Here is a 20187-nt window from a genome sequence, read left to right as displayed (position 1 = left end):
AGGTGACGTGCGACATCGACATGATCAGCTCCCGCGGCGGTGGTTGACCTTGCGCGATCACGGTAGGTCGGCGGGGGAGAGAGGGGCAACGGATTTCGATCGAGGCCCCGGCTGGTCGGGGCGGCGCTGGCGGCGGGCCCGGCCAGCGGCCCGCGCGGCGGCCAGGGGCCGGTCGACGCGTACGGCCATCCGGGCGGTCAGCTCGCTTTCCAGCAGCGGTCGGTTGACCTCTGCGGCGACCGCGAGCGCCGGCCCGGAGACCGTACGCCAGATCGCGGCCAGCCCGGCGCCGAGCCCGAGCAGGGCCACGGCGGCCCGGGTCACCGGCGACCCGGCGGCGGCGAGCGCGCTCACCCCCACGACGGCGAACAGCACCGCGAGCAGCGGTACGAGCACCGGCCAGAAGATCCCCCGGACGGCCTGCGCCACCAGCTTCCGGTCCCGGACGATGAGGTTCCGGGCGACGATCGCGTAGTCCTCCTCGTCCAGCAGGTCCCTCGGGTGCAGCCCGCCGGTGAGCACGCTCTGCCACAACTCGCCCTGGTTGCGCAGCTCGCGGGCCAGCTCGGGCAGCCCCGCCTCGGTCGGGTCGCCCACGCCCGCCCTGGTGACGGCCGACGCCCACGCCGACAGGGACCGGCGGACCACCGCGGCCGAGTACGGGGGTAGCACGCTGGCCAGCTCGCCCAGCCACCGGCCGATCTCGAACTGCCGGCCGCCGAAGCGGTGCGCCACCTGTTCCGCGTCGCCGTGCCGGACGGCCTCGCCGTAGCGGACGGTGTCGGCCAGCGAGCGCCCCAGCCGGTACGCCAGCCCCACCCGCTGGTCGGTGGCCATCGTCCAGCGCAGCAGCTCCACGTTGAGGTCGTCGAGGGCGAGCAGCAGGGCGTCGCCGGAGCCGTCGGCGACCCGGCCCCGCGCGTCGGCGGTGGTGGGCGCGGGGCCGACGCGCCGGGTCAGCTCGGCGATCCGGGCGAGGGCGACGTCCACGCCGTCCAGGTACATCTGCAGGCGTCGCGGCCCCGGCATCTCGGTCAGGTTGGACAGCTTCGCCGGTGCGCCCGCCGGCCGGTCGGCCCCAGGGGCGCGCAGCTCGGCGGTCTGCGCGTGGTGGTAGGCGTCGGCCATCCACCAGCCGAGCCGCAGGGCGGTCACCACGCAGGCCCGCTCGTCCCGGATCAGCGGGTACGCGTCGTCCCGCGGCACGTCGGCGACGAGCGGGTCGTCGTCCGTGCGCGGCGCCATCCCGCTGACCTCCCGGCTCATCCCAGACGATCAGCCTAGGCCAGCCGGTCGGGTCTTTTGTCCGTTTTGCTCAACCCCGCCCGGCGAGCAGGCCCCGGGGCCGGATCGAGCGCACCGGCTCGGCCGCGCCGCCCTCGGCCCGCAGGACGTGGTTGGCCGCGACGATCCCGGTCGCCGCCGAGCGCTCCATCAGCGCGCTCGGGAAATCCGTCCGGATGCCGTCGCCGGCCAGGTAGAGCCCGGCGGCGTCGGTGCGTACCCCCGGCCGCCAGGCGTGACTGCCGGGCGTGAAGGCGGGCGCCTGCGCCTCCACCCGGGCGCGCAGCTCGCGCACCCGCAGCCGGGCCGCCTCCGGCCAGAGCGCGGTCAGCTCGGCCCGCATCCGTTCGGCCAGCTCCTCGGCGGGCACGCCCGCGTCGCAGGCGTACGCGTGCAGCTCCACGACCGAGCCCCCGGTGCGCTGCGCCCAGCGGCGGGACTCGTTCTCCAGCCGGTGGTAGAGGGTCACCGAGTCCAGCGTGGGCTGCCGGGACACCCCGCTGAACACCGCCCGGTCGGCGGAGACGTCCCCGTCGCACCAGTAGCGCGCCACCGCGTACGGCGGGCCGGGCCGGCCGAACGCGGGCATCCGCGCCGCCAGTCGGGGCGCGTGGTCGGCCAGGCCGGGCGAGGCCGCGACCAGCGCGGCCAGGGCGGGCGGGTCGACGGCGAGCACCATGTGCCCGGCCGGGTACGACGTGCCGTCGGCGGTCGTCACCCGCCAGCCCTCGCCGTCGCGGGTCAGGGTGGTGGCGGCGGCGCCCGTCACCACCCGGCCGCCGTGCTTCTCCACGTGCCGCGTCAACGGCTCCCAGATCGCCGTCGCGTAGTCCTCGTCCGGGCAGTCGAAGGCCAGCCCCTCCGGGTTGCCGAGCAGGTAGAAGTGGAACTGGGCGATCATCTCCGCCGCCGACATCTCCGCCTCGTGGTTGAAGAACGAGTGGGAGAAGACCTCGAAGAGCATCGCCCGCGCCCGGTCCGGCAGCCGCAGCGAGGTGAGCAGCGCGTCGGCGGTGCTGTCGTCGAACTCGGCGTAGGTGCGCTTCGGGTCGTAGGTGAGCAGCGGCAGCGCCGCGTCCCGGTCCATCCCGCGCAGGTCGCCCAGGCGCAGGCTGGGACTGCGCAGCAGCAGCGCCAGCAGGTTCGCCGGCGGGGCGGGCGGCAGCCTGCCGAACTCCTCGGTCGGCCACCGCTCGCTCAGGATCGGGTAGCCCGGGATCGGCTTGAGGAAGCCCAGTTCCGGGTCGACGCGGCGCAGGATCGACCGCCAGTTGTAGTACTGCCGGAAGAACGCGTGGAAGCCGTGCTCGTTCATCTGCCGGGTGCCGTCGGCGAGCGTCTCCGGCCAGGCCCCGAGCCGGCCGCCGAGCGTCGGCGCGGCCTCCAGCACGGTCACCGCCACCCCGCGCTCGGCCAGCACCACCGCCGCCGACATGCCGGCGATCCCGCCGCCGACCACCACCGCCTCGACCCGGCCCGGCACGCGGGGGGCGCCGCCACCGCCCGGGTCCACCTCGTGTTCGCGTACGCCGATGAGCCGACCGACCACCTTCGACAGCGCCATGTGCACCTTCCCGCCGGATGGGTCTCCAGTCTGCCCGCTGACCCGTCAGGAGGAACGTTCCCCGACCGCAGGCGCCTCACGCGCCCCGACTCACGTCGGCGGCGGCAGGCAGCGCCGCTGCCGGTCCGAGGCGGGCCAGACGTACTCCAGGTCGGTCGGGACGTCGTCGCCGAAGATCGGGCCGTAGTGCCCGGGGTCCTTGCGCAGCAGCGACGAGCGGTGGCTCAGGTGCAGGTCGTCGCGGCCCAGCCAGGGCGGCAACTCGCCGGCCTCGGCCAGCTCGGCCTGGGTACGCACCAGGGTCAGGCCGCAGGCGGCGGCGAGGTCGGCGGTCATCGTGTTCGCGCAGGTGTCGGCCCGCCCGGGCTCGCACCAGACCGCGCAGACGTCCAGCCCGTACCGGGTGAGGGCCTCCTCGTACCCGGCCCACATCTTGACCGCCGGGTGGTTGCGCCAGCCGTACGTGGGCCAGGTCAGCCCCCGCAGCACCTGGATGGTCTCCACCCGCTGCTTGCCCAGCCGTTTCTGGTCCAGCGTCCGGGCGCTGGCCAGGAAGTCCGGGTACGGCAGGAACGTCTGCATGCCCGTGCTCTACCCGTCCCCCGATGGGACATGCCGACGCGACCAGCGTTCATGATCACGGGGCTGCGCGCGCCGCGACCGGCTGACTACGATGCGGCACATGGCGGAGCCCCTGCTGGATCGTGCGCGCCGTGCCGGTCGGCGGCTCCGGGTCAACGGGGACGCGCGGGCGCACTACGTGATCTGTGGCCGCGACGCCCTCGCCTACTGGGTGGTGCGCGCACTGCTCGCCACCGAGTTCCAGGCCGGCCGCGTCCGGATCACCCTGGTCGTGCCCGAACGACCCAGCTCCGACGAGCCCGACGGGCGCGACCTCCAGGGCGTCGAGGTCGTCCGCGCCGACCGGCTGGACGAGGTCACCTTCCGCCGGGCCGGGCTGGCCGGCGCCGACGGGCTGGCCCTGCTGCACCAGGACGACGTCGGCAACATGCACGCCGCGCTCTGCGCGCAGGAGGTCGAGCCCCGGCTGCGCCTGGTGGTGCGGATGTTCAACACCGGCCTGGCCAACGGGGTGCGGCAGATCTTCCCCGACTCGGCGGTGCTCTCCGACGCCTCCATGGCCGCCCCCGCCTTCGTGGCCGCCGCCCTGGGCGAGGTCGCCCCCACCCACTTCCGGCACGGCGGTCGCACCCTCTACGTGGCCCGCCGCGACGACGTACGCCCGACCGACGTGGTCTGCGGGGTGGCCGACACCCGCGACCCGCAGCAGGTCCGGCTGCTGCCCGCCGACGAGGGCGTGGCCGACCTGGTGATCGCCGAGGCGACCGGGACGCCACCCGGTACGGAGCTGGCCGCGCGCCGGCTGAGACGGGCCCGCCGGCGCCGCCGTCCCCTGACCGTGCTGCTGCGCGCCGTACGCAGCTTCGCCACCCGCAAGATCGGCGTGGCGGTGATCGTGCTGCTGGCGGTGATCGGCGTGCTCGGCTGGCTCAACGGCTACGCCGCGCACGAGAAGGACTGGGGGGACTCGCTCTACCTCACGCTGGTCACCACGCTGACCGGGCAGGACCCCAACCCCGACAAGTCGGCCGCCGAGCAGGTCATGCAGGTGGTGCTCAACCTGGCCGGGCTGGCGCTGATCCCGCTGATCACCGCCGTGGTGGTCGACGGCATCGTCAACGCCCGGCTGGCCCTGCACTCCGGCCGCATCCAGCCGGAGCGCTCCGGGCACGTGGTGGTGGTCGGGCTGGGCAACGTCGGCACCCGGGTGATGGCCCAGCTCTGCGACTTCGGCGTCGAGGTGGTGGCGATCGACAAGCTGGCCGAGCCGCGCGGTGGGGCGCTGGCCCGGCGGCTCGGCGTACCGCTGATCGTGGGCGACGCCGCGCTGGAGGAGACCCTCCAGTCGGCGTCCGTGGGCGGCTGCCAGGCGCTGGTGGTGGTCTCCACCGACGACGAGACCAACCTCCAGGCGGCGCTCATCGGCCGGGCCGTCAACCCGGAACTCCAGGTGGTGCTGCGGCTCTTCGACGGCCACTTCGCCGAACGCATCCAGCAGGCGTTCGGCATCGGCGTCTCGCGCAGCGTGTCCTACCTCGCGGCGCCGTCGTTCGCCGCCGCGCTGCTGGACCGCGCGGTGATCGCCACCATCCCGGTCGGCCGGCACGCGCTGCTGGTCACCGAGGTCAGCGTCGCCGCCGGATCGCCGCTGGACGGCCGGCCGCTCGCCGCCGTAGGGCGGGCCGAGAGCGTACGCCTGCTGGCGCACGCCCGGGCCGGCCAGCGCCTCGACTGGGCGCCCGACGCGCGCCTGGTGATCGTCGCGGGCGACCGGCTGACGGTGGTGGCCCGCCGGGCCGGCCTGAACGCCCTGCTCCGCGAGGCCGCGCCACCCCCGCCGGAGGAGCCGGTCACGCCCGCGCCCCGGCAGCCGGAGGAGTGACGGGTCGGGCCGGCGGCGTCAGGCCCGGCGGGGACGCAGGGCGTACCAGAGGGCGCCGGCGGCGAGCACGGCGGCGCCGGCGAGCACGCTTGCCGGCGGCAGGTTGACCGCGAGCAGCAGGCAGCCGACCAGCCCCAGCACGGCCAGCGCCCGCACCGGCAGCCGCCGGCCCGGGTCCCGACCCAGCGTCAGCGCGGCGGCGTTGGTGATCGCGTAGTAGACCAGCACGGTGCAGCTGGAGAAGCCGATCGCGTCGCGCACGTCGCCCAGCAGCACGATCGCCACCACCACGGCGGCCACGGCCAGCTCGGCCCGGTGCGGCACCCGGTGCACCGGGTGGACGGCGGCCAGCGCCCCCGGCAGGTCGCGCCGGCGGGCCATCGCCAGCGCGGTGCGCCCCACCCCGGCGAGCAGGGAGAGCAGCACCCCGGTCACCGCCACGGTCGCCCCGGCGCGCACCAGCCACGCCAGGCCGGGCAGCCCGGCGGCCGTCACCACGTCGGCCAGGGGGGCGGAGGATGCGGCCAGCCGGTCGGCCCCGAGCACACCGACCGTCACGACCGCCAGCACCAGGTAGACCGCCAGCACCACGCCGAGAGCCAGCGGGACCGCCCGGGGGATGGTCCGCTCCGGATCGCGTACCTCCTCGCCGAGGGTGGCGATCCGGGCGTACCCGGCGAAGGCGAAGAAGAGCAGCCCGGCGGCGGTGAGCACGCCCCGCCCGCCGCCGCCGAGGTCGCCGAGCCGGTCCAGCGCGACGTCGCCGCGGACCGCGCCGGCCACCGCGACCAGGGCCAGCACCGCCAGCACCACGCCGACCAGCACCTTCGTCGCGGTCGCGGTCTTGCCGACGCCGCGCAGGTTCACGGCGGTCACCGCCGCCACCGCGCCGACGGCGACGAGCCGCGCCTGCCCCGGCCAGAGGTACGCCCCGATGGTCAGCGCCATCGCCGCGCAGCTCGCCGTCTTGCCGACCACGAAGCCCCAGCCGGCCAGGAACCCGGCGAAGGGGCCGAGCCGCTCCCGCCCGTACACGTAGGTGCCGCCGGACTCCGGGTAGCGGGCGGCGAGCCGGGCCGAGCTGGTGGCGTTGCAGAAGGCGATGAGACCGGCCAGTACGAGGGCCGCCAGCAGCCCCGCCCCACCGGCCGCCGCCGCGGCGGGCGCGAAGACCACGAAGACGCCCGCGCCGAGCATCGAGCCCAGACCGATGACCACCGCGTCCCCTGCGCCCAGCCGGCGCGCCAGTTGATCCACGGCGGGACCCTAGGGTGCGGAGATGAACGGACGGTTCCAGTCCCGCAGCATGCCCGGCAACGGCAGGTCGTCCCACGGCACCCGGTGCAGCAGCCGGTCGAGCAGAAGCCCGAGCAGCAGCCCGGCGATCGAGTCGGTCAGCCAGTGCCAGCCCAGGTAGGTGGTGGTGCAGAGCACCACGAGCGGCGGTACCACCCGGACCACGGCGACCAGTCGGGGCGGCACGCTGCGGCCGTACGTGCGCAGCAGCGGGGCGAGCAGCAGCGCGATGACGCCGTACCAGACGATCGCGTTCGCGACGTGGCCGGACGGATAGGACTGGGCGAACCGCAGCGGCAGCTCGTCCTGGAACAGCGGGAGGGTCCGCTCGGCGGGCAGGAAGGGTTCCTTGATGCTCGCGCTGGGCGCGGGCCGGGCGGTCCACACCTTGAGCGGGCCGATGGTGAGGAAGGTCAGGGCGAAGGCGAGCACTGGCGGCAGCACCGGTCGTACGGATCTCAGCCGCACCGCGAGCAGCACCGCGAGCCCCAGGGCGATCAACGTCAACGGGGTGCCCTGACCGAGGTAGTTGAGGATCACCGCCGTCCAGTGCGCGGCCGTCGGTCGGTGCGCCTGCGACCAGTCGGCGACCGCCCGGTCGATGCCGAAGAGCCTCTCGTTAGCGAGGGCCACGGTCATCCCGACCAGCGCGGTGAGCAGCAGCGCGTCGAACCACCAGCCGGCCGGCCGGACCGGCCGGAGCTGGACCTTTCCCCGTACCGCCGTGGTCTCGCGCACCCCGTCACGCTACCGGCCCCGGTCGGCGCCGGACCGGGACGGGCCGGGGACGGCTGTGTGCCGAGCCACGAAGGGAGGCGCTCGGCGGGGGGAACCCGTCAGACTTGTGCCCGTGCGGATCACCTCGGCCCTCGTGGACCCGGCGCTGCTCGACCTGCCCTGGTCGACGCCGCTGGAGGAGTGGCCTGCGCAGCACCTGGTGGCGCTGCCCCAGGGCATCTCCCGGCACATCGTGCGCTTCGTCCGGCTGGGTGAGTACGTCTACGCGTTCAAGGAGACCCGCGAGCGGGTCGCCGAGCGGGAGTACGACCTGCTGCGCGCCCTGGAGCGGATCGACTTCCCGTCGGTGGAGGCGGTGGCGATCGTCGCCGACCGGCAGACCGATGACGGGGAACCCCTCGAGTCGGTGCTGATCACCCGGCACCTGCAGTTCTCCCTGCCCTACCGGGCGCTCTTCTCGCACACCCTGCGCCCGGAGACGATGGGCCGGCTGCTCGACGCGCTCGCCGCGCTGATCGTCCGGATGCACCTGACCGGCTTCTTCTGGGGCGACTGCTCGCTGTCGAACACCCTGTTCCGCCGCGACGCCGGGGCGTTCGCCGCCTACCTGGTGGACGCCGAGACCGGGGCGCTGCACCACTCGCTCTCCAACGGCCAGCGCGGCGAGGACCTGGAGATCGCCCGGGTCAACATCTTCGGCGAGGCGCTCGACCTCCAGGCCGCCGGGCTGCTGCACGAGTCGATCGACCCGGAGGTCGTCTGCGAGGAGGTCGTGCAGCGCTACGAGCGGCTGTGGCACGAGATCACCTACGAGCAGCAGGTCGAGCGGGAGGCCCGGCACGACATCGAGGGGCGGATCCGCCGCCTCAACGAGCTGGGCTTCGACGTCGCCGAGGTGGCCATGTCCACCATCGACAACGGCCGGTACCTGATCCGGCCGAAGGTGGTCGACGCCGGCTACCACACCCGGCGGCTGCTGCGCCTGACCGGCCTGGACGCCGAGGAGAACCAGGCCCGTCGGCTGCTCAACGACCTCGACGCCTACCGGGCCGAGAGCTACCTGACCGACGAGCAGCAGGCCGCGCACCGCTGGCTGACCGAGGTCTTCGAGCCGGTGGTCCGGGCCGTGCCCGCGCACCTGCGCCGCAAGCTGGAGCCGCAGGAGCTCTTCGCCCAGATCATCGAGCACAAGTGGCTGCTCTCCGAGCGGGCCGGCCGGGACGTCGGGATGGCCCCGGCCGTGCAGTCGTTCCTCGCCGACGTGCTGGTGCACCGCCCGGACGAGCAGGCGGTGCTCGGCGTCGAGGTCCCCACCACCTGACGCCTGACGCCTGAGGTCCGTCCCGTCCCGTCGCGTCCCGGGGACGGGCGCGGGCCGGCGCCCCTCCTCGGGTGGTGGGTCGTCGCGGCCCTGTCGAGCTGATGTCGTAGACGATTCAGGCGGACGAGGGCGGCTGATGTCGTAGACGACTCAGCTCGACAGCGTTGGGCGGCCCGGCCCGGCCCGGCTCCGGCGCGGCCGGGCCGGTAGCGGCAGGAACCGGTGGCGTGGCACGTCCGGGCCGGTGGCGGCAGGACCGGTGGCGGCAGGACCGCCGGATCGCCGGAGCCGGGCCGGCGGTCACTCCACCCAGGAGCCGCCGCGCATCACCCGGACCACGTTCAGGTCGTCGTCGAGCACCACCAGGTCGGCCCGGAGCCCGACCTGGAGCGCGCCCAGCTGGTCGCCGAGGCCGATCGCGCGGGCCGGCGTGGTGGACGCCATCCGCACGGCGTCCGCGATCGGGATTCCGGCGCCCACGGCGTGCCGCAGCGCGGCGTCCATGGTCAGGGTGCTGCCCGCGATCGCGCCGTCGCGGGCCAGCCGGGCCACGCCGTCCGCCACCGTGACCGCCTGGCCGCCCAGGTCGTACTCGCCGTCGGCCATGCCGGCCGCGGCCATCGCGTCGGTGATCAGGGCGGCCCGCTCGGGGCCCGCCGTCGACGTGGCGAAGGTCAGCATCCCGTCGTGCAGGTGCACGCCGTCGGCGACCAGCTCGCAGACCACGTTCGGGGCGTCCAGCAGGGCCACCACCGGGCCGGGCTCGCGGTGGTGCACCGGCCGCATCCCGTTGAACAGGTGGGTGCCGACGCTCGCGCCCGCCGCCACGGCGGCGCGGGTCTCGTCGTACGTGGCGTCGGTGTGGCCGACCGCGGCGACCACCTGGTGCGCGGTGAGCAGCTTGATCGCCTCCAGCGCGCCGTCGCGTTCCGGGGCGAGGGTGACCATCCGGACCGCCCCGCCGCCCAGCTCGACCAGCTCGGCCAGCTCGTCCGTGGACGGGTCGCGCAGGTACTCGGGGTTCTGCGCGCCGCAGCGGGCCGAGGAGAGGTACGGGCCCTCGAAGTGGATCCCGGCCAGCACCCCCTCGGTGACCAGCGGGGCGAACGCCTCGGTGGCCGAGCGCATGAGCGCGAAGGGCGAACTGACGAGGCTGGCCAGCAGGGTGGTGGTGCCGTGCCGCAGGTGGAAGTCGGCCGCCTGCCGGGCCTGCCCGGCGTCGCCGGTGGTGAAGGTGTGTCCGCCGCCGCCGTGCGTGTGCATGTCGACGAAGCCGGGCACGATCCAGTGCCCGTCGCGCACGGACGGGTACTCGGCGACAGCCCGGATCCGGCCCTCGTCCAGCTCCACGCAGCCCTGCCGGATCACGCCGGTCGGGGTCACCACCTTGCCGTTCACCCGGTTGGCCATCACTTCTCCAGACTGTCGAGGGCGAGCAGGGCGGCGCCGAGGCAGCCGGCCTCGTCGCCGAGGGCCGCCGCGACCAGGCGCGGCTCCCGGTGGAACGTCATCCGTTCGTGCAGCGCGGCCCGGAGCGGGTCGAACAGCCGCGCGCCGGCGCGCGCCAGCCCGCCGCCGAGCACCACGGTCTCCACGTCGTAGAGGGCCTGGCCGGTGGCGAGACCGTCGGCGAGCGCCTCCACGGCCTCCCGCCACACGTCCGCCGCCAGCGGCTCACCGGCGGCCGCCCGGTCGGCGACCTCGGCGGCACTCGTCGGGACCCCCGCCAGCGCGGAGTAGCGCCGACCGATGGCGGACGCGGAGGCGACCGCCTCCAGGCAGCCGGGCCGACCGCAGCCGCAGGGCGGTCCGCCGGGGCGTACCAGGATGTGGCCGATCTCTCCCGCGGCGCCGTGCGCGCCGGTGGCGGCCGTACCGGCGACCACGTGGGCGGCGGCGATCCCGGTGCCGATCGCGACGAAGAGGACGTGCCCGGCGTCGCGTCCCGCGCCGAGCCGGGCTTCGGCCAGGCCGCCGGCGCGCACGTCGTGGCCGAGCGCCGTGGGCAGCCCGAGCCGATCTTGGGCGAGGTCCCGCAGCGGTACGTCCCGGAAGCCCACGTTGGCCGACCAGACGGCGATCCCGCGCGCCTCGTCGATCACCCCGGGCACCGCGATGCCGACCGCGACCGGGTCGAGCCCGTCGGCGCGGGCCTTGCCGGCGAGTCCCTCGGCGACCCCGAGGACGGTGTCCACCACGGCGTCCGGGCCGCGCCCGGCGTCGGTGGGGTGCCGCTCGGCGTGCAGCACGGTGCCGTCGCCCCGGACCAGGGCGCACTTCATCCCGGTGCCGCCGACGTCCAGCGCGACGACGACGTCGGCCGACCTCACGCGAGGACCACGGAGCGGGTCAGGTGCCGGGGCGCGTCGGGGTCGAGGCCCCGGCTGGTGGCGAGCGCGACGGCGAAGCGCTGCGCCAGGATCAGGTCGGCCATCGGGTCGACGGGCGTACGGCCGGCGGCCCAGCTGCCGAGCACGGTGCGGCAGCCGTGGGTGCGGCTGTGCACGAACGCCGCGCCCGTCGCCGCCACGTCGGCCGGCAGCCCGTCGGGTAGCTCGCCGAACGCCCAGACCAGCCGGCCCGGGGCGGCGATCGAGATCGGGCCGTGCCGGTAGTCCATCGCCGGGTACGCCTCGGCCCAGAAGGTCGCCGCCTCGCGGCACTTCAGGGCCGCCTCCTGGGCCAGCCCGACGGTCCAGCCGCGACCGAGGAAGGTGGCCTGCTCGATGCGGGTCGGGTCGATCGGCAGCGGGGCGCGTACGGCCACCTCGGCGTCGGCCGCGAGCGCGTCGATGTTGTCGCCGAGGTGGGCGCGGAGCAGGGCCAGCGCGGTGGTCGCGAAGCGCGTCTGCACCACCGAGCGCTCGTCGGCGAAGGGCATGGTGACCGCCGCGTCGGCCAGCGCGACGGCGGGGGAGTCGGGGTCGCCGACCAGGACGGTGCTCGGCACCTGCCCGCGCAGGGCGGCGATCAGCTCGGTGACCTCGGTGGTGGTGCCGGAGCGGGTGATCGCCACGAGCCGGTCGTACCGCCGGCCGGTCGGGAACTCGGAGGCCTGGAAGGCGTCGGTCTCACCCTGGCCGAGGTGCTCGCGGCGGGCCGCGTACGCCATCGCCATGAACCACGACGTGCCGCAGCCCACGACGGCGATCCGCTCCCCGGGGCGGGGGAGGTGGCTCGTCGCGGTGGCGGCGAGTCGCGCCGCCTCCCGCCAGCAGTCGGGCTGGCTCGCGATCTCGGCGTCGACGTACGACATGAGAACTCCTACGCAGGGGAGCGGTGCGCAATACGGCTCGTTAGAGCCGCCTTTCGCGCGTTATTCTGCGCGAAAGCGGCTGGCTGTGGCAACCAGCCCCGGCATCGCGCAAGACAGGGTTTTGCGCCCTCGTAGTTTCGCGCACTACTGTGCACGCAATCAATCACCGACCGCGCAGTAACGGGAGGGCCGGGGTGGACCGGTACGCCAGATGGAACGCCCTGCTCGAGATGCTGACCGACAACGGCCGGGTCAGCGTCGAGGAGGCCGCCGAGCGGCTGGACGTCTCCCAGGCCACCATCCGGCGTGACTTCGACCAGCTCGCCCAGCAGCAGATGATCACCCGGACCCGGGGCGGCGCGGTCGCCAACGGCGTCTCGTACGACCTGCCGCTGCGCTACAAGACCGCCAAGCACTCGGCGGAGAAGCAGCGCATCGGCGCCGCCGCCGCGGCGCTGGTCTCGCCGGGCACCGTGGTGGGCCTCAACGGCGGCACGACCAGCACGGAGGTGGCCCGGGCCCTGGCCGTGCGGCCCGACCTGAACACCAGTGCCGAGGGCGCCCAGCTCACCGTGGTCACCAACGCGCTGAACATCGCCAACGAGCTGCTGGTCCGCTCCCGGATGAAGGTCGTGGTGGCCGGCGGCGTGGTCCGCCCGAAGTCGTTCGAGCTGGTCGGCCCGCTGGGCGGGGCGCTGCTGCGCGAGGTCACCCTGGACGTCGCCCTGCTCGGCGTGGACGCCATCGACCCGCAGCTCGGCGCCGCCGCCCACCACGAGGGCGAGGCGGCGATGAACAACCTGATGGTGGCGCGGGCCAAGCGGGTCGTGATCATCGCCGACTCGTCCAAGCTGGGCGGTCACGCCTTCGCCCGGATCTGCCCGGTGGACCGGGTGGAGACCCTGGTCACCGACTCGGGCGCCAACCCCGAGGTGGTGGAGGCGTTCCGGGCCGCCGGGGTCACGGTCGTCTGCGCCTGAGGTACGCGCGCCTCCCGGCAAGCCAGGTCACGCAGAGTCACCTCCCTCATCCGTCGGCGCGTCGGATGCATACCGGGTATTGCGATGCGCTGCATACCGCGTATGGTGTCGCGTGTCATACGCCCATCGGGGGAGGTGCAGCTTGCCAGCTGTCCTGGAGATCGAAGGTCTCCGCAAGACGTACAAGAGCCGTCGGCGCGGCACCCGCAACGCGCTCGACGGTTTCGACATGCGGGTCGAAGAAGGGCAGGTGCACGGCTTCCTCGGCCCGAACGGGTCGGGCAAGACCACCACGCTCCGTACGCTGCTCGGCCTCATCCGGCCCGACGGCGGCCGGATGACGGTCCTCGGCCACGAGGTGCCCGCGGCGCTGCCCGCCGTCGCCGGTCAGGTCGGCGCGATCGTGGAGAGCCCGCAGTTCTTCCCGCACTTCACCGCGCGCGACACCCTGTCCCTGCTCGCCGGCGCGGGCGACGTGCCCCGGCAGCGCGTCGACGAGGTGCTGGAGCTGGTCGGGTTGCGCGACCGGGCCGGCGAGCGGGTCAAGACCTACTCGCTCGGCATGAAGCAGCGGCTCGCCGTCGCCTCGGCCCTGCTGAAGAACCCGAAGCTGCTGATCCTCGACGAGCCGGCCAACGGCCTCGACCCGGGCGGCATCCGTGAGATGCGCACCCTGACGCGCAGCCTCGCCGAGTCGGGGATGACCGTGGTGCTGTCCAGCCACATCCTCGGCGAGATCCAGCTGATCTGCGACTCCGTCACCATCATCTCGCTCGGCCGGCGGGTCGCCTTCGGGCCGGTCGAGCAGGTGCTCGCGCAGCACTCCTCGGGCGCGGTCCGGGTGCGGCTGGAGGCGGTCACCGACCTGCCGGTCGCCGCCGAGGCGCTGACCCGCGCGGGCATCCGGGTGACCGGTCAGCCCGACCACCTGATGCTCGCCGGGGTCGACAAGCCGGCCACGGTGACCCGGCTCCTCGCCGAGCAGGGTCTCTACATCAGCGAGCTGGCCCCGGTCGCCGTCGACCTGGAGAGCGTCTTCCTCGAACTGACCGCCACCGCGCCGGTACCCGGCCAGCACCGGCAGGTCGACCAGTCCACGAAGGTCGGTGGCGCGGGGCAGCCCGGCGCCACCGGAGGAGGGTGGGGCGCGTGAGCCTCTACCGTACGGAGCTGCGCCGGCTCGCGAAGCGGCGCTTCACCCGCTGGATGAGCCTGCTGGGCCTGCTGGTGCTCGCCATGGTGGTGGTCGGGGTCTTCTTCACCAACGAGAAGATCGACGCCGCCGCGGTGGCGAAGGCCGAGCGCGCCGCCGAGCAGCAGTGGCAGCAGGACGTCCGCCACAACGCGCAGTACCGCGCGGAGTGCGACAAGGCGAAGGCCGCCGGAACGGGCCAGTCCGAGGGCTTCCCGGAGGACTGCGCGTCCATCCAGCCGCCGCCCCGCGAGGCGATCGAGACGCAGTGGTTCCTGCCCTCCACCTTCGACTTCCGGGAGAACTTCGGCGACACGCTGCTGCCGCTCGCGGCGATCCTCGCGCTGGTCGGGTTCGTCGTGGGGGCCTCGTTCGTCGGGGCCGAGTGGAACACCGGCGGCATGATGAACCTGCTGCTGTGGCGGCCGAAGCGGCTGACCGTACTGCTGACGAAGCTGGCGGCGCTGCTCACCGGGCTGGTCGCCCTGGCGGTGCCCACGGCGGTGCTGTGGTTCGGCAGCTTCTGGCTGGTCGCCACGTTCCGTGGCAGCACGGCGAAGATGACCTCCGGGGCGTGGCAGTCCTTCGCCCTGACCGGGCTGCGCGGCCTGGTGCTCGCACTGGTCTCCGCGACCATCGGCTTCGCGCTCGCCTCGCTGGGGCGGCACACCGCGATGGCCCTGGGCGGGGTGATCGCACTGATGGTCGTCGGCCAGTTCGGCCTCGGCATCCTGCTGGCGATGGCCGGCGTGCGCTTCGCCGAGGCCTGGCTGCTGCCGACCTACGCCGTGGCGTGGATGCAGAAGAAGGTGACCCTGGAGGACTGGAACACCTGCCAGGCCACCTACTACGGCGAGTGTAAACCGGACACTCTGGACATCACCTGGCAGCAGTCCTCGGTGATGATGACGGTCGGGTTCGTGGTGATCCTGGGCGCGGCCCTCTGGGCGATGCGCCGGCGCGACATCTCCTGACCGTCAGGCGGTGCGACCGTGGCTCTCCCCGGCCCCGGTCGCACCGCCGGATCGTCCGATGCGAACCGGGTCCGCCCTGGTTAGGCTGGTGTTCCCCACCGGTCGGCTGTCGCGGTGTGCCGCCCGCGCGCCGCCCCGGGAGACCGATCCGCCCGGAGCAGGACCAGCCCCACGAGGAGCGCCATGCAGCCCGCCGACGCCGCCCCGGCCGCCACCGAGCCGCCCGCGGCGGGACGGTCCGGCGAGCCGGTCGCGACGGGCGAGGCGGTCGTCGCCGACGCGCCCGACGCCGCAGGCGTCGTCCCCCACCCGCGCGGCGGCCCGGTCGCCGCGGCACCGACCGTCCCGCAGCCCCGCTCGGCGGCGGAACCGGAACTCGCCGTGGCACCGCCCGGCGCCGCCGACCTCGACACCGGCGTACCGCCCGGCGACCTCGGCACCGACGCAGGGCCCGCCGACCTCGACACCGGCGTCCCGGCGGACGCCCGCCCGGAGGGCGGCCTGACCGAGCGGGAACGGCGGATCCTCGCCTTCGAGCGGCAGTGGTGGCGGCACGCCGGCGCCAAGGAACAGGCCGTCCGGGACACCTTCGGCCTTTCGGCCACCCGCTACTACCAGCTGCTCAACGCGCTGCTCGACAACCCGGCCGCCCTCGCCGCCGAACCGGTTCTGGTCGGGCGGCTACGTCGGCTGCGTTCCTCCCGGGCCCGCAACCGCCGCCGCTGACCGCTGTCGCACCCCGCGACCGGTTCCGACCCGTCGGCCACCGGCGGTCCGGTGCCGTCGCCGTGTACCGCGCGGCCGGCCGTCCCACCGCTGTCCCGGACCCCGCGCACGAATGTCGGCGACCCGCACGGGTACGCGGGTGTCGTTCCGGGCCGCGTGCCGCGGCCGGTTCACGTTCCGGGCCGTGACCTGCGGCCCGGGGCCGACGGAGGGAGCGGGCGATGACGCAGATGAACCCGAGCCGGCCACCGGACGGTGCGACCGGCACCGCACAGCAGGCCCGGCAGGAGGCGTCCCGGGTCGGGCACCAGGCGGCCCAGGCCGGCGGACAGGTCGCGCACACCGCCGCCGAACAGGGCGGACAGGTGGCGTCGGAGGCCCGGCGGCAGGCGCGCAACCTGACCGGCGAGGCCGGCACGCAACTGCGCGACCAGGCCCGGGCGCAACAGCACCGGGCCGCCGACGGGCTGCGCGGCATCGGGCGCGAACTCGGCTCGATGGCGGAGCGCAGCGAGGACTCCGGGATGGCCGGTCAGGCGGTCCGCCGGATGGCCGACGCCGCCGAACAGGCCGCCGGCTGGCTCGACGAGCGCGAACCCACGGCGGTGCTCGACGAGGTGCGGTCGTACGCGCGCCGGCACCCGGGCACCTTCCTGGCCGGCGCGGCCCTGGCCGGCATGCTGGTCGGGCGGCTCACCCGGAACCTGACCGCCTCGGGCGACGGGGCGCGGGGCGCGGGCCAGCCGTCGACCCCGCCGGCCGCCGCCCCGACCGGACCGGGTGCCGCGCCGAGCCCAGCCGGCCCGCGACCGTACGAGCGGACGGTCGAGGCGCCGTACGTGGCCGAGGAGGCGTACACCGGGACGGCCCGGGTGCGCAACGCCTCGCCTCCCGGTCGGCAGGGGCCGGACATCCCCGGCGGGGTGGCACCGTGAGCGCCCCCGAGAAGGAACGGACGCAGTCGGTCGGCGACCTGCTGGGCGACGTGACCCGGGACTTCTCGACGCTGGTCCGCAAGGAGGTCGAACTGGCCAAGGCGGAGCTGCGCGAGGAGGCGGGTCAGGCCGGCAAGGTCGGCGGCATGTTCGGCGGGGCGGCGCTGGCCGGGTTCCTGACGGTGCTGTTCGTGTCGTACGCGCTGTGGTGGGGGCTGTCCAACGTGATGGACCAGGGCTGGGCGGCGCTGATCGTGGCCGTCATCTGGGCCGCCGTCACGGGTGTCCTGCTCGGCAGGGCGCGCAAGGAGAAGGCGCAACTCCGCGCGGTGCTGCCCCGGACGAGGCAGACCGCAGGGGAGATACCGGACGCGATGCGCGGTCGGTGAACCAGCCGGGAGGGAGCAGATCATGTCCAACGATCCGGACCGGATCCGGCGTGAGATCGAGAACACCCGGAACGAACTGAGCAGCGACGTCGACGCGCTGGCCGACAAGGTCAATCCGCGGCGGATCGCCGGTGAGCGCGTCGGGCAGGCCCGTGGCGCGCTCACCCGGGCCAGGGAGAAGGTGATGGGCGTGCAGTCGGACGGGCACGGTGCCGCGCAGCGGATGTCGCACGCGACAGGCCAGCGCATGTCGCACGCGGCCGATTCGGCGCGAGGGCTCGGGGAACAGTCCCGGGAGCGGATGTCGCACGCGGCAGACTCGGCGCGGGCCTTCGGCGAGCAGTCCCGGGAGCAGATGTCGCACGTGGCCGGGTCGGTGCGGGAGGAGGCCCGCTCGCTCGGGCAGCAGTCCCGCCAGCAGGCGCAGGGCAACCCCCTCGCGGCCGCCCTCATCGCGTTCGGCGCCGGGCTGCTGGTCTCGTCGCTGATCCCGGCCAGCCGTCCCGAACGGCAGTGGGCCGGGCAGGCCAAGGAGATGGTGAGCGAGCACTCCGACCAGCTGCGTGCGCAGGCCGGGCACCTTCGGGAGCAGGCCAGCGAGGTCGGCCGCGAGGTGGGCCAGGAGATGCGCCACAACCTGCGCGAGCCGGCGCAGGAGGCGGCCCGCGCGGTCGGTTCCACCGCGGTCAGCGGCGCGTCCGCCGTACGGGAGCAGGGCCGGTCGGCCGCCCACCAGATGCAGGGGCAGGCGCATGAGGCCGCCGACGACCTCCGTCGCCGCTGAGGCGACCCGGGTCGTCGGGGCGGCGCGGACGATGCGGGTACGCTCCGCGTCCGCGCCGCCGCCCGGCCGGCCGCTCAACGAGGACTTCGTCTTCCGGTTCGGGCCGCTGGCCGGCGTGCTGGACGGCGCGACCGTGCCGGAGGGCTTCGACACGGGCTGCGTGCACGGGCCGTCCTGGTACGTCCGGCACCTCGCGGCCCGGCTCGGGCTGGCGGAGGCCGTCCGGCCGACGGCGACCCTGATGAGCAACCTGGCGGCGGCGATCCTCGGCGTGCGGGCCGACCACGGCGGCGAGTGCGACCTCGACCATCCGGGCACCCCGTCGAGCACCGTCTGCCTGCTGCGTGACGGCGGCGACCACCTGGACTACCTGGTGCTCTGCGACAGCCCGCTGGTGCTCGACGCCGGCGGCCGGATCAGCGTGGTCACGGACGACCGGCTGGACGCCGCCATGGCGGCGGTGCGGGCCACGGTGGCGGCCGTGCCGGCGGGTTCCGCCGACCGGCTCACCCGGTTCCGCCGGGCCGTCGGCGTGCAGCGGGAGCGGATGAACCGTACCCACGGCTACTGGGTGGCCGCCGCCGACCCGGACGCGGCGTTCCACGCGGTGACGGGCACCCTGCCGCTGCGCGGGCCGGGCGCGGTACGGCGGGCGGCGCTGCTCAGCGACGGGGCGTCGGCCATGGTGGAGCAGTTCGGCCTGCTCGACTGGGCGGGCCTGCTGGACGTGGCGACCGCAGAGGGGCCGGGGGCGCTGATCGACCGGGTACGCGCTGCGGAGCGTGACCATCCGGACCGGTTGCGTCGGCACAAGCCCGCCGACGACGCCTCGGTGCTGCTCTGCGAATTCGACGCCGGCGAGCCCTGACCGGGCCCGCGCCCGCCGGCAGCCCTGCCAGCCTCGACAGCGGAGCGTGAGGCGGAACACCAGCGGTCCGACCGGCCGGTACCTTCCGCCGGACCGCCAGTGGAAGCCCGATGGGGTGGACTTGGGCCGGTGGGGGCGGCAGACTGCGGCACGTGGCGGGAACGGTGCGGTTGGAGCCGATCGACGAGCGAAACCTGGAGCCATTGCTCTCCGTAGCGGCTGCGGAGGCGGAGCCCGGCGACGTGATGCCGCCGGTGGAGGCGCCGGCGGGGTGGTCGCACGCCCGGCGGGAGGCGTTCCGCGAGTTCCACCGGGCCAGCTTCGCCGGCCTGGACGGCCCGACCGGCACCCGCATGTACGCGATCCTGGCCGGCGGCGAGGTGGTCGGCATGATCCGGATGAGCCGACGCGGCGAGCCCGGCACGGTCGAGACCGGGATGTGGCTGGGCCGCTCCGCCCGGGGCCAGGGGATCGGCGCGGCCGCCCTGCGCGAGTTGTTGAACGAGGCGGCGGCGGCCGGAATGCGCCTCGTGGTCGCGGAGACCACGGCCGACAATCTCGGTGCCGTGTCGGTCCTGGAAAAATGCGGCGCTAAATTGCGTGAGGACGGCGGTAAGGTGCACGCCGAAATATGTCTCGATTCGGCGCTGCCGGCCGTGTGACGGCCATTCGGCAATTCTTCACCATCTGACGTTCTTCCTGCTCCGCACCGCTCCGGTGTCCCTTTTGCGCGCTTGGCGAGGTGTGTGGGTCGAGCCCCGGTCAATGGCGTCGGCAAAACGCGGAAATGTTTTGCCGATGGGGCAACGGGTACTGCCCGCCGGGTCCGATTGAACGGGACACCTGATGTGCGGTCCGGCGCGTGCTGATCCCCGGCGGCAATTCTTTCGACCATTGCCGTCAGGTGTCCGGCGCTCCGGGGAGCGAAGGAGAACTGATGAGAAGCGGAGCACGAATCGGGCTCGCGGTCGGCTTCGGCTACCTGCTCGGTCGGCGGCGCAAACTGCGTACCGCCCTCACCCTGGCCGCCGCGGTCGCGGCCGGCCGGGCCAGTCGGGAGCCCGGCGGGCTGCTGAAGGCGGGCGGCAACCTGATCCAGTCGTCCCCCCAGTTGAGCAACATCGGCCGCCTCGGTGCCCCCCTCGCCGCCGCCTCCAAGGCGGCCGCGACCGCCGCCGCCGGCAGCGGTATCGACGCCATCACCGGCAAGCTGCGCGGCTCGGCCGACGCGCTGCGCCGCAAGGGCGGCGCAGGCACCCCCGACGGCGACCGGCCGGGCGCCGCCGCCGAGGGCGGGCAGCAGGACGCTTCCGCCGAGGGCGGACAGCAGGACGCCGACGCTCAGGGCGGACAGCAGGACGCCGACGCCGAGGGCGGGCGGTCCGACGCCGGCACCGAGCAGCGGGGGCGGTGACC

General features: G+C 74.7%; 20 protein-coding genes. 12 read left to right on the top strand and 8 right to left on the bottom strand.

Annotated features, from left to right (window positions below):
* Positions 1-57: 57 nt before the first annotated feature.
* The 3 genes from AC5L34_RS03565 to AC5L34_RS03555 all read right to left on the bottom strand — a co-directional run bounded on the left by AC5L34_RS03565 (position 58) and on the right by AC5L34_RS03555 (position 3430).
* The gene (locus AC5L34_RS03565) at positions 58-1266 is read right to left on the bottom strand and encodes a hypothetical protein (protein ID WP_494823780.1); all 1209 of its coding nucleotides are present in this window, start codon (positions 1264-1266) and stop codon (positions 58-60) included.
* 49 nt (positions 1267-1315) lie between these two features.
* Complete coding sequence (locus tag AC5L34_RS03560) at positions 1316-2848, bottom strand: FAD-dependent oxidoreductase (protein ID WP_441176205.1); 1533 nt, start codon at positions 2846-2848, stop codon at positions 1316-1318.
* 90 nt (positions 2849-2938) lie between these two features.
* On the bottom strand, positions 2939-3430 hold the full coding sequence (locus AC5L34_RS03555; RefSeq protein ID WP_441176204.1) for an MSMEG_6728 family protein: 492 nt from the start codon (positions 3428-3430) through the stop codon (positions 2939-2941).
* A gap of 91 nt (positions 3431-3521) precedes the next feature.
* On the opposite strand from AC5L34_RS03555, the gene AC5L34_RS03550 reads away from it, so the two are divergent.
* Positions 3522-5312, top strand: a complete 1791-nt coding sequence (locus AC5L34_RS03550) for a potassium channel family protein (RefSeq protein ID WP_441176203.1) — start codon at positions 3522-3524, stop codon at positions 5310-5312.
* An 18-nt stretch (positions 5313-5330) separates the two neighbouring features.
* Here the strand turns inward: AC5L34_RS03550 and AC5L34_RS03545 are convergent, their stop codons facing one another.
* The gene (locus tag AC5L34_RS03545) at positions 5331-6569 is read right to left on the bottom strand and encodes an APC family permease (protein ID WP_441176202.1); all 1239 of its coding nucleotides are present in this window, start codon (positions 6567-6569) and stop codon (positions 5331-5333) included.
* A gap of 9 nt (positions 6570-6578) precedes the next feature.
* Positions 6579-7346 carry a phosphatase PAP2 family protein gene (locus AC5L34_RS03540; protein WP_494823779.1) on the bottom strand — a complete coding sequence of 256 codons (768 nt, stop codon included), beginning with the start codon at positions 7344-7346 and terminating at the stop codon, positions 6579-6581.
* 112 nt (positions 7347-7458) lie between these two features.
* Between AC5L34_RS03540 and AC5L34_RS03535 the strand changes: the two genes are divergently transcribed.
* The gene (locus AC5L34_RS03535) at positions 7459-8667 is read left to right on the top strand and encodes a DUF4032 domain-containing protein (RefSeq protein ID WP_441176200.1); all 1209 of its coding nucleotides are present in this window, start codon (positions 7459-7461) and stop codon (positions 8665-8667) included.
* Positions 8668-8967: 300 nt separating this feature from the next.
* On the opposite strand, the gene nagA is transcribed toward AC5L34_RS03535, so the two are convergent.
* The 3 genes from nagA to AC5L34_RS03520 are packed head-to-tail and all read right to left on the bottom strand — an operon-like array spanning position 8968 to position 11923.
* The gene (nagA, locus tag AC5L34_RS03530) at positions 8968-10077 is read right to left on the bottom strand and encodes an N-acetylglucosamine-6-phosphate deacetylase (protein ID WP_441176199.1); all 1110 of its coding nucleotides are present in this window, start codon (positions 10075-10077) and stop codon (positions 8968-8970) included.
* Entirely contained in the window at positions 10077-10997 is a 921-nt protein-coding gene (locus AC5L34_RS03525) for an ROK family protein (protein ID WP_101412986.1), read from the bottom strand. The genes nagA and AC5L34_RS03525 overlap by 1 nt, the downstream gene beginning before the upstream one ends.
* Positions 10994-11923, bottom strand: coding sequence for an SIS domain-containing protein (locus AC5L34_RS03520; protein WP_441176198.1), 930 nt, complete (start codon positions 11921-11923; stop codon positions 10994-10996). Before AC5L34_RS03520 ends, AC5L34_RS03525 begins: the two co-directional genes overlap by 4 nt.
* Before the next feature lie 194 nt (positions 11924-12117).
* Between AC5L34_RS03520 and AC5L34_RS03515 the strand changes: the two genes are divergently transcribed.
* The 10 genes from AC5L34_RS03515 to AC5L34_RS03470 all read left to right on the top strand — a co-directional run bounded on the left by AC5L34_RS03515 (position 12118) and on the right by AC5L34_RS03470 (position 20185).
* Complete coding sequence (locus tag AC5L34_RS03515) at positions 12118-12903, top strand: DeoR/GlpR family DNA-binding transcription regulator (protein ID WP_088998118.1); 786 nt, start codon at positions 12118-12120, stop codon at positions 12901-12903.
* A 142-nt stretch (positions 12904-13045) separates the two neighbouring features.
* Positions 13046-14056: an ATP-binding cassette domain-containing protein gene (locus AC5L34_RS03510; protein ID WP_494823778.1), complete on the top strand. Its 1011-nt coding sequence runs from the start codon at positions 13046-13048 to the stop codon at positions 14054-14056.
* Positions 14053-15069, top strand: a complete 1017-nt coding sequence (locus AC5L34_RS03505) for an ABC transporter permease subunit (RefSeq protein WP_441176197.1) — start codon at positions 14053-14055, stop codon at positions 15067-15069. The genes AC5L34_RS03510 and AC5L34_RS03505 overlap by 4 nt, the downstream gene beginning before the upstream one ends.
* Positions 15070-15252: 183 nt before the next feature.
* On the top strand, positions 15253-15795 hold the full coding sequence (locus AC5L34_RS03500) for a DUF3263 domain-containing protein (RefSeq protein ID WP_441176196.1): 543 nt from the start codon (positions 15253-15255) through the stop codon (positions 15793-15795).
* Positions 15796-16016: 221 nt separating this feature from the next.
* The gene (locus AC5L34_RS03495) at positions 16017-16730 is read left to right on the top strand and encodes a hypothetical protein (RefSeq protein ID WP_441176195.1); all 714 of its coding nucleotides are present in this window, start codon (positions 16017-16019) and stop codon (positions 16728-16730) included.
* Positions 16727-17119 (top strand): phage holin family protein, encoded by a 393-nt coding sequence (locus AC5L34_RS03490; RefSeq protein ID WP_088998122.1) that lies wholly within the window; start codon positions 16727-16729, stop codon positions 17117-17119. Before AC5L34_RS03495 ends, AC5L34_RS03490 begins: the two co-directional genes overlap by 4 nt.
* Before the next feature lie 22 nt (positions 17120-17141).
* A complete protein-coding gene (locus AC5L34_RS03485) occupies positions 17142-17903 on the top strand; it encodes a DUF3618 domain-containing protein (RefSeq protein WP_441176192.1) in 762 nt (253 codons plus the stop codon).
* Positions 17872-18771, top strand: coding sequence for a hypothetical protein (locus tag AC5L34_RS03480; RefSeq protein WP_441176191.1), 900 nt, complete (start codon positions 17872-17874; stop codon positions 18769-18771). The genes AC5L34_RS03485 and AC5L34_RS03480 overlap by 32 nt, the downstream gene beginning before the upstream one ends.
* Before the next feature lie 152 nt (positions 18772-18923).
* On the top strand, positions 18924-19433 hold the full coding sequence (locus AC5L34_RS03475) for a GNAT family N-acetyltransferase (RefSeq protein ID WP_441176190.1): 510 nt from the start codon (positions 18924-18926) through the stop codon (positions 19431-19433).
* A gap of 275 nt (positions 19434-19708) precedes the next feature.
* Complete coding sequence (locus AC5L34_RS03470) at positions 19709-20185, top strand: hypothetical protein (protein WP_494823777.1); 477 nt, start codon at positions 19709-19711, stop codon at positions 20183-20185.
* Positions 20186-20187: the final 2 nt, after the last annotated feature.

It is taken from the genome of Micromonospora sp. ZG13, assembly GCF_059359355.1.
The sequence above is the reverse complement of the archived record's forward strand: the minus strand, read 5'-3'. Positions and strand labels throughout refer to the sequence as shown.

Bases quoted from the DNA above. Each gene is read 5' to 3' on its own strand.
- AC5L34_RS03480 (WP_441176191.1), top strand. From the start codon at position 17,872: ATGAGGCCGCCGACGACCTCCGTCGCCGCTGAGGCGACCCGGGTCGTC.
- AC5L34_RS03560 (WP_441176205.1), bottom strand. From the start codon at position 2,848: ATGGCGCTGTCGAAGGTGGTCGGTCGGCTCATCGGCGTACGCGAACAC.
- AC5L34_RS03495 (WP_441176195.1), top strand. From the start codon at position 16,017: ATGACGCAGATGAACCCGAGCCGGCCACCGGACGGTGCGACCGGCACC.
- nagA (WP_441176199.1), bottom strand. From the start codon at position 10,077: ATGGCCAACCGGGTGAACGGCAAGGTGGTGACCCCGACCGGCGTGATC.
- AC5L34_RS03485 (WP_441176192.1), top strand. From the start codon at position 17,142: ATGTCCAACGATCCGGACCGGATCCGGCGTGAGATCGAGAACACCCGG.
- AC5L34_RS03520 (WP_441176198.1), bottom strand. From the start codon at position 11,923: ATGTCGTACGTCGACGCCGAGATCGCGAGCCAGCCCGACTGCTGGCGG.
- AC5L34_RS03565 (WP_494823780.1), bottom strand. From the start codon at position 1,266: ATGAGCCGGGAGGTCAGCGGGATGGCGCCGCGCACGGACGACGACCCG.
- AC5L34_RS03500 (WP_441176196.1), top strand. From the start codon at position 15,253: ATGCAGCCCGCCGACGCCGCCCCGGCCGCCACCGAGCCGCCCGCGGCG.
- AC5L34_RS03470 (WP_494823777.1), top strand. From the start codon at position 19,709: ATGAGAAGCGGAGCACGAATCGGGCTCGCGGTCGGCTTCGGCTACCTG.
- AC5L34_RS03550 (WP_441176203.1), top strand. From the start codon at position 3,522: ATGCGGCACATGGCGGAGCCCCTGCTGGATCGTGCGCGCCGTGCCGGT.
- AC5L34_RS03555 (WP_441176204.1), bottom strand. From the start codon at position 3,430: ATGCAGACGTTCCTGCCGTACCCGGACTTCCTGGCCAGCGCCCGGACG.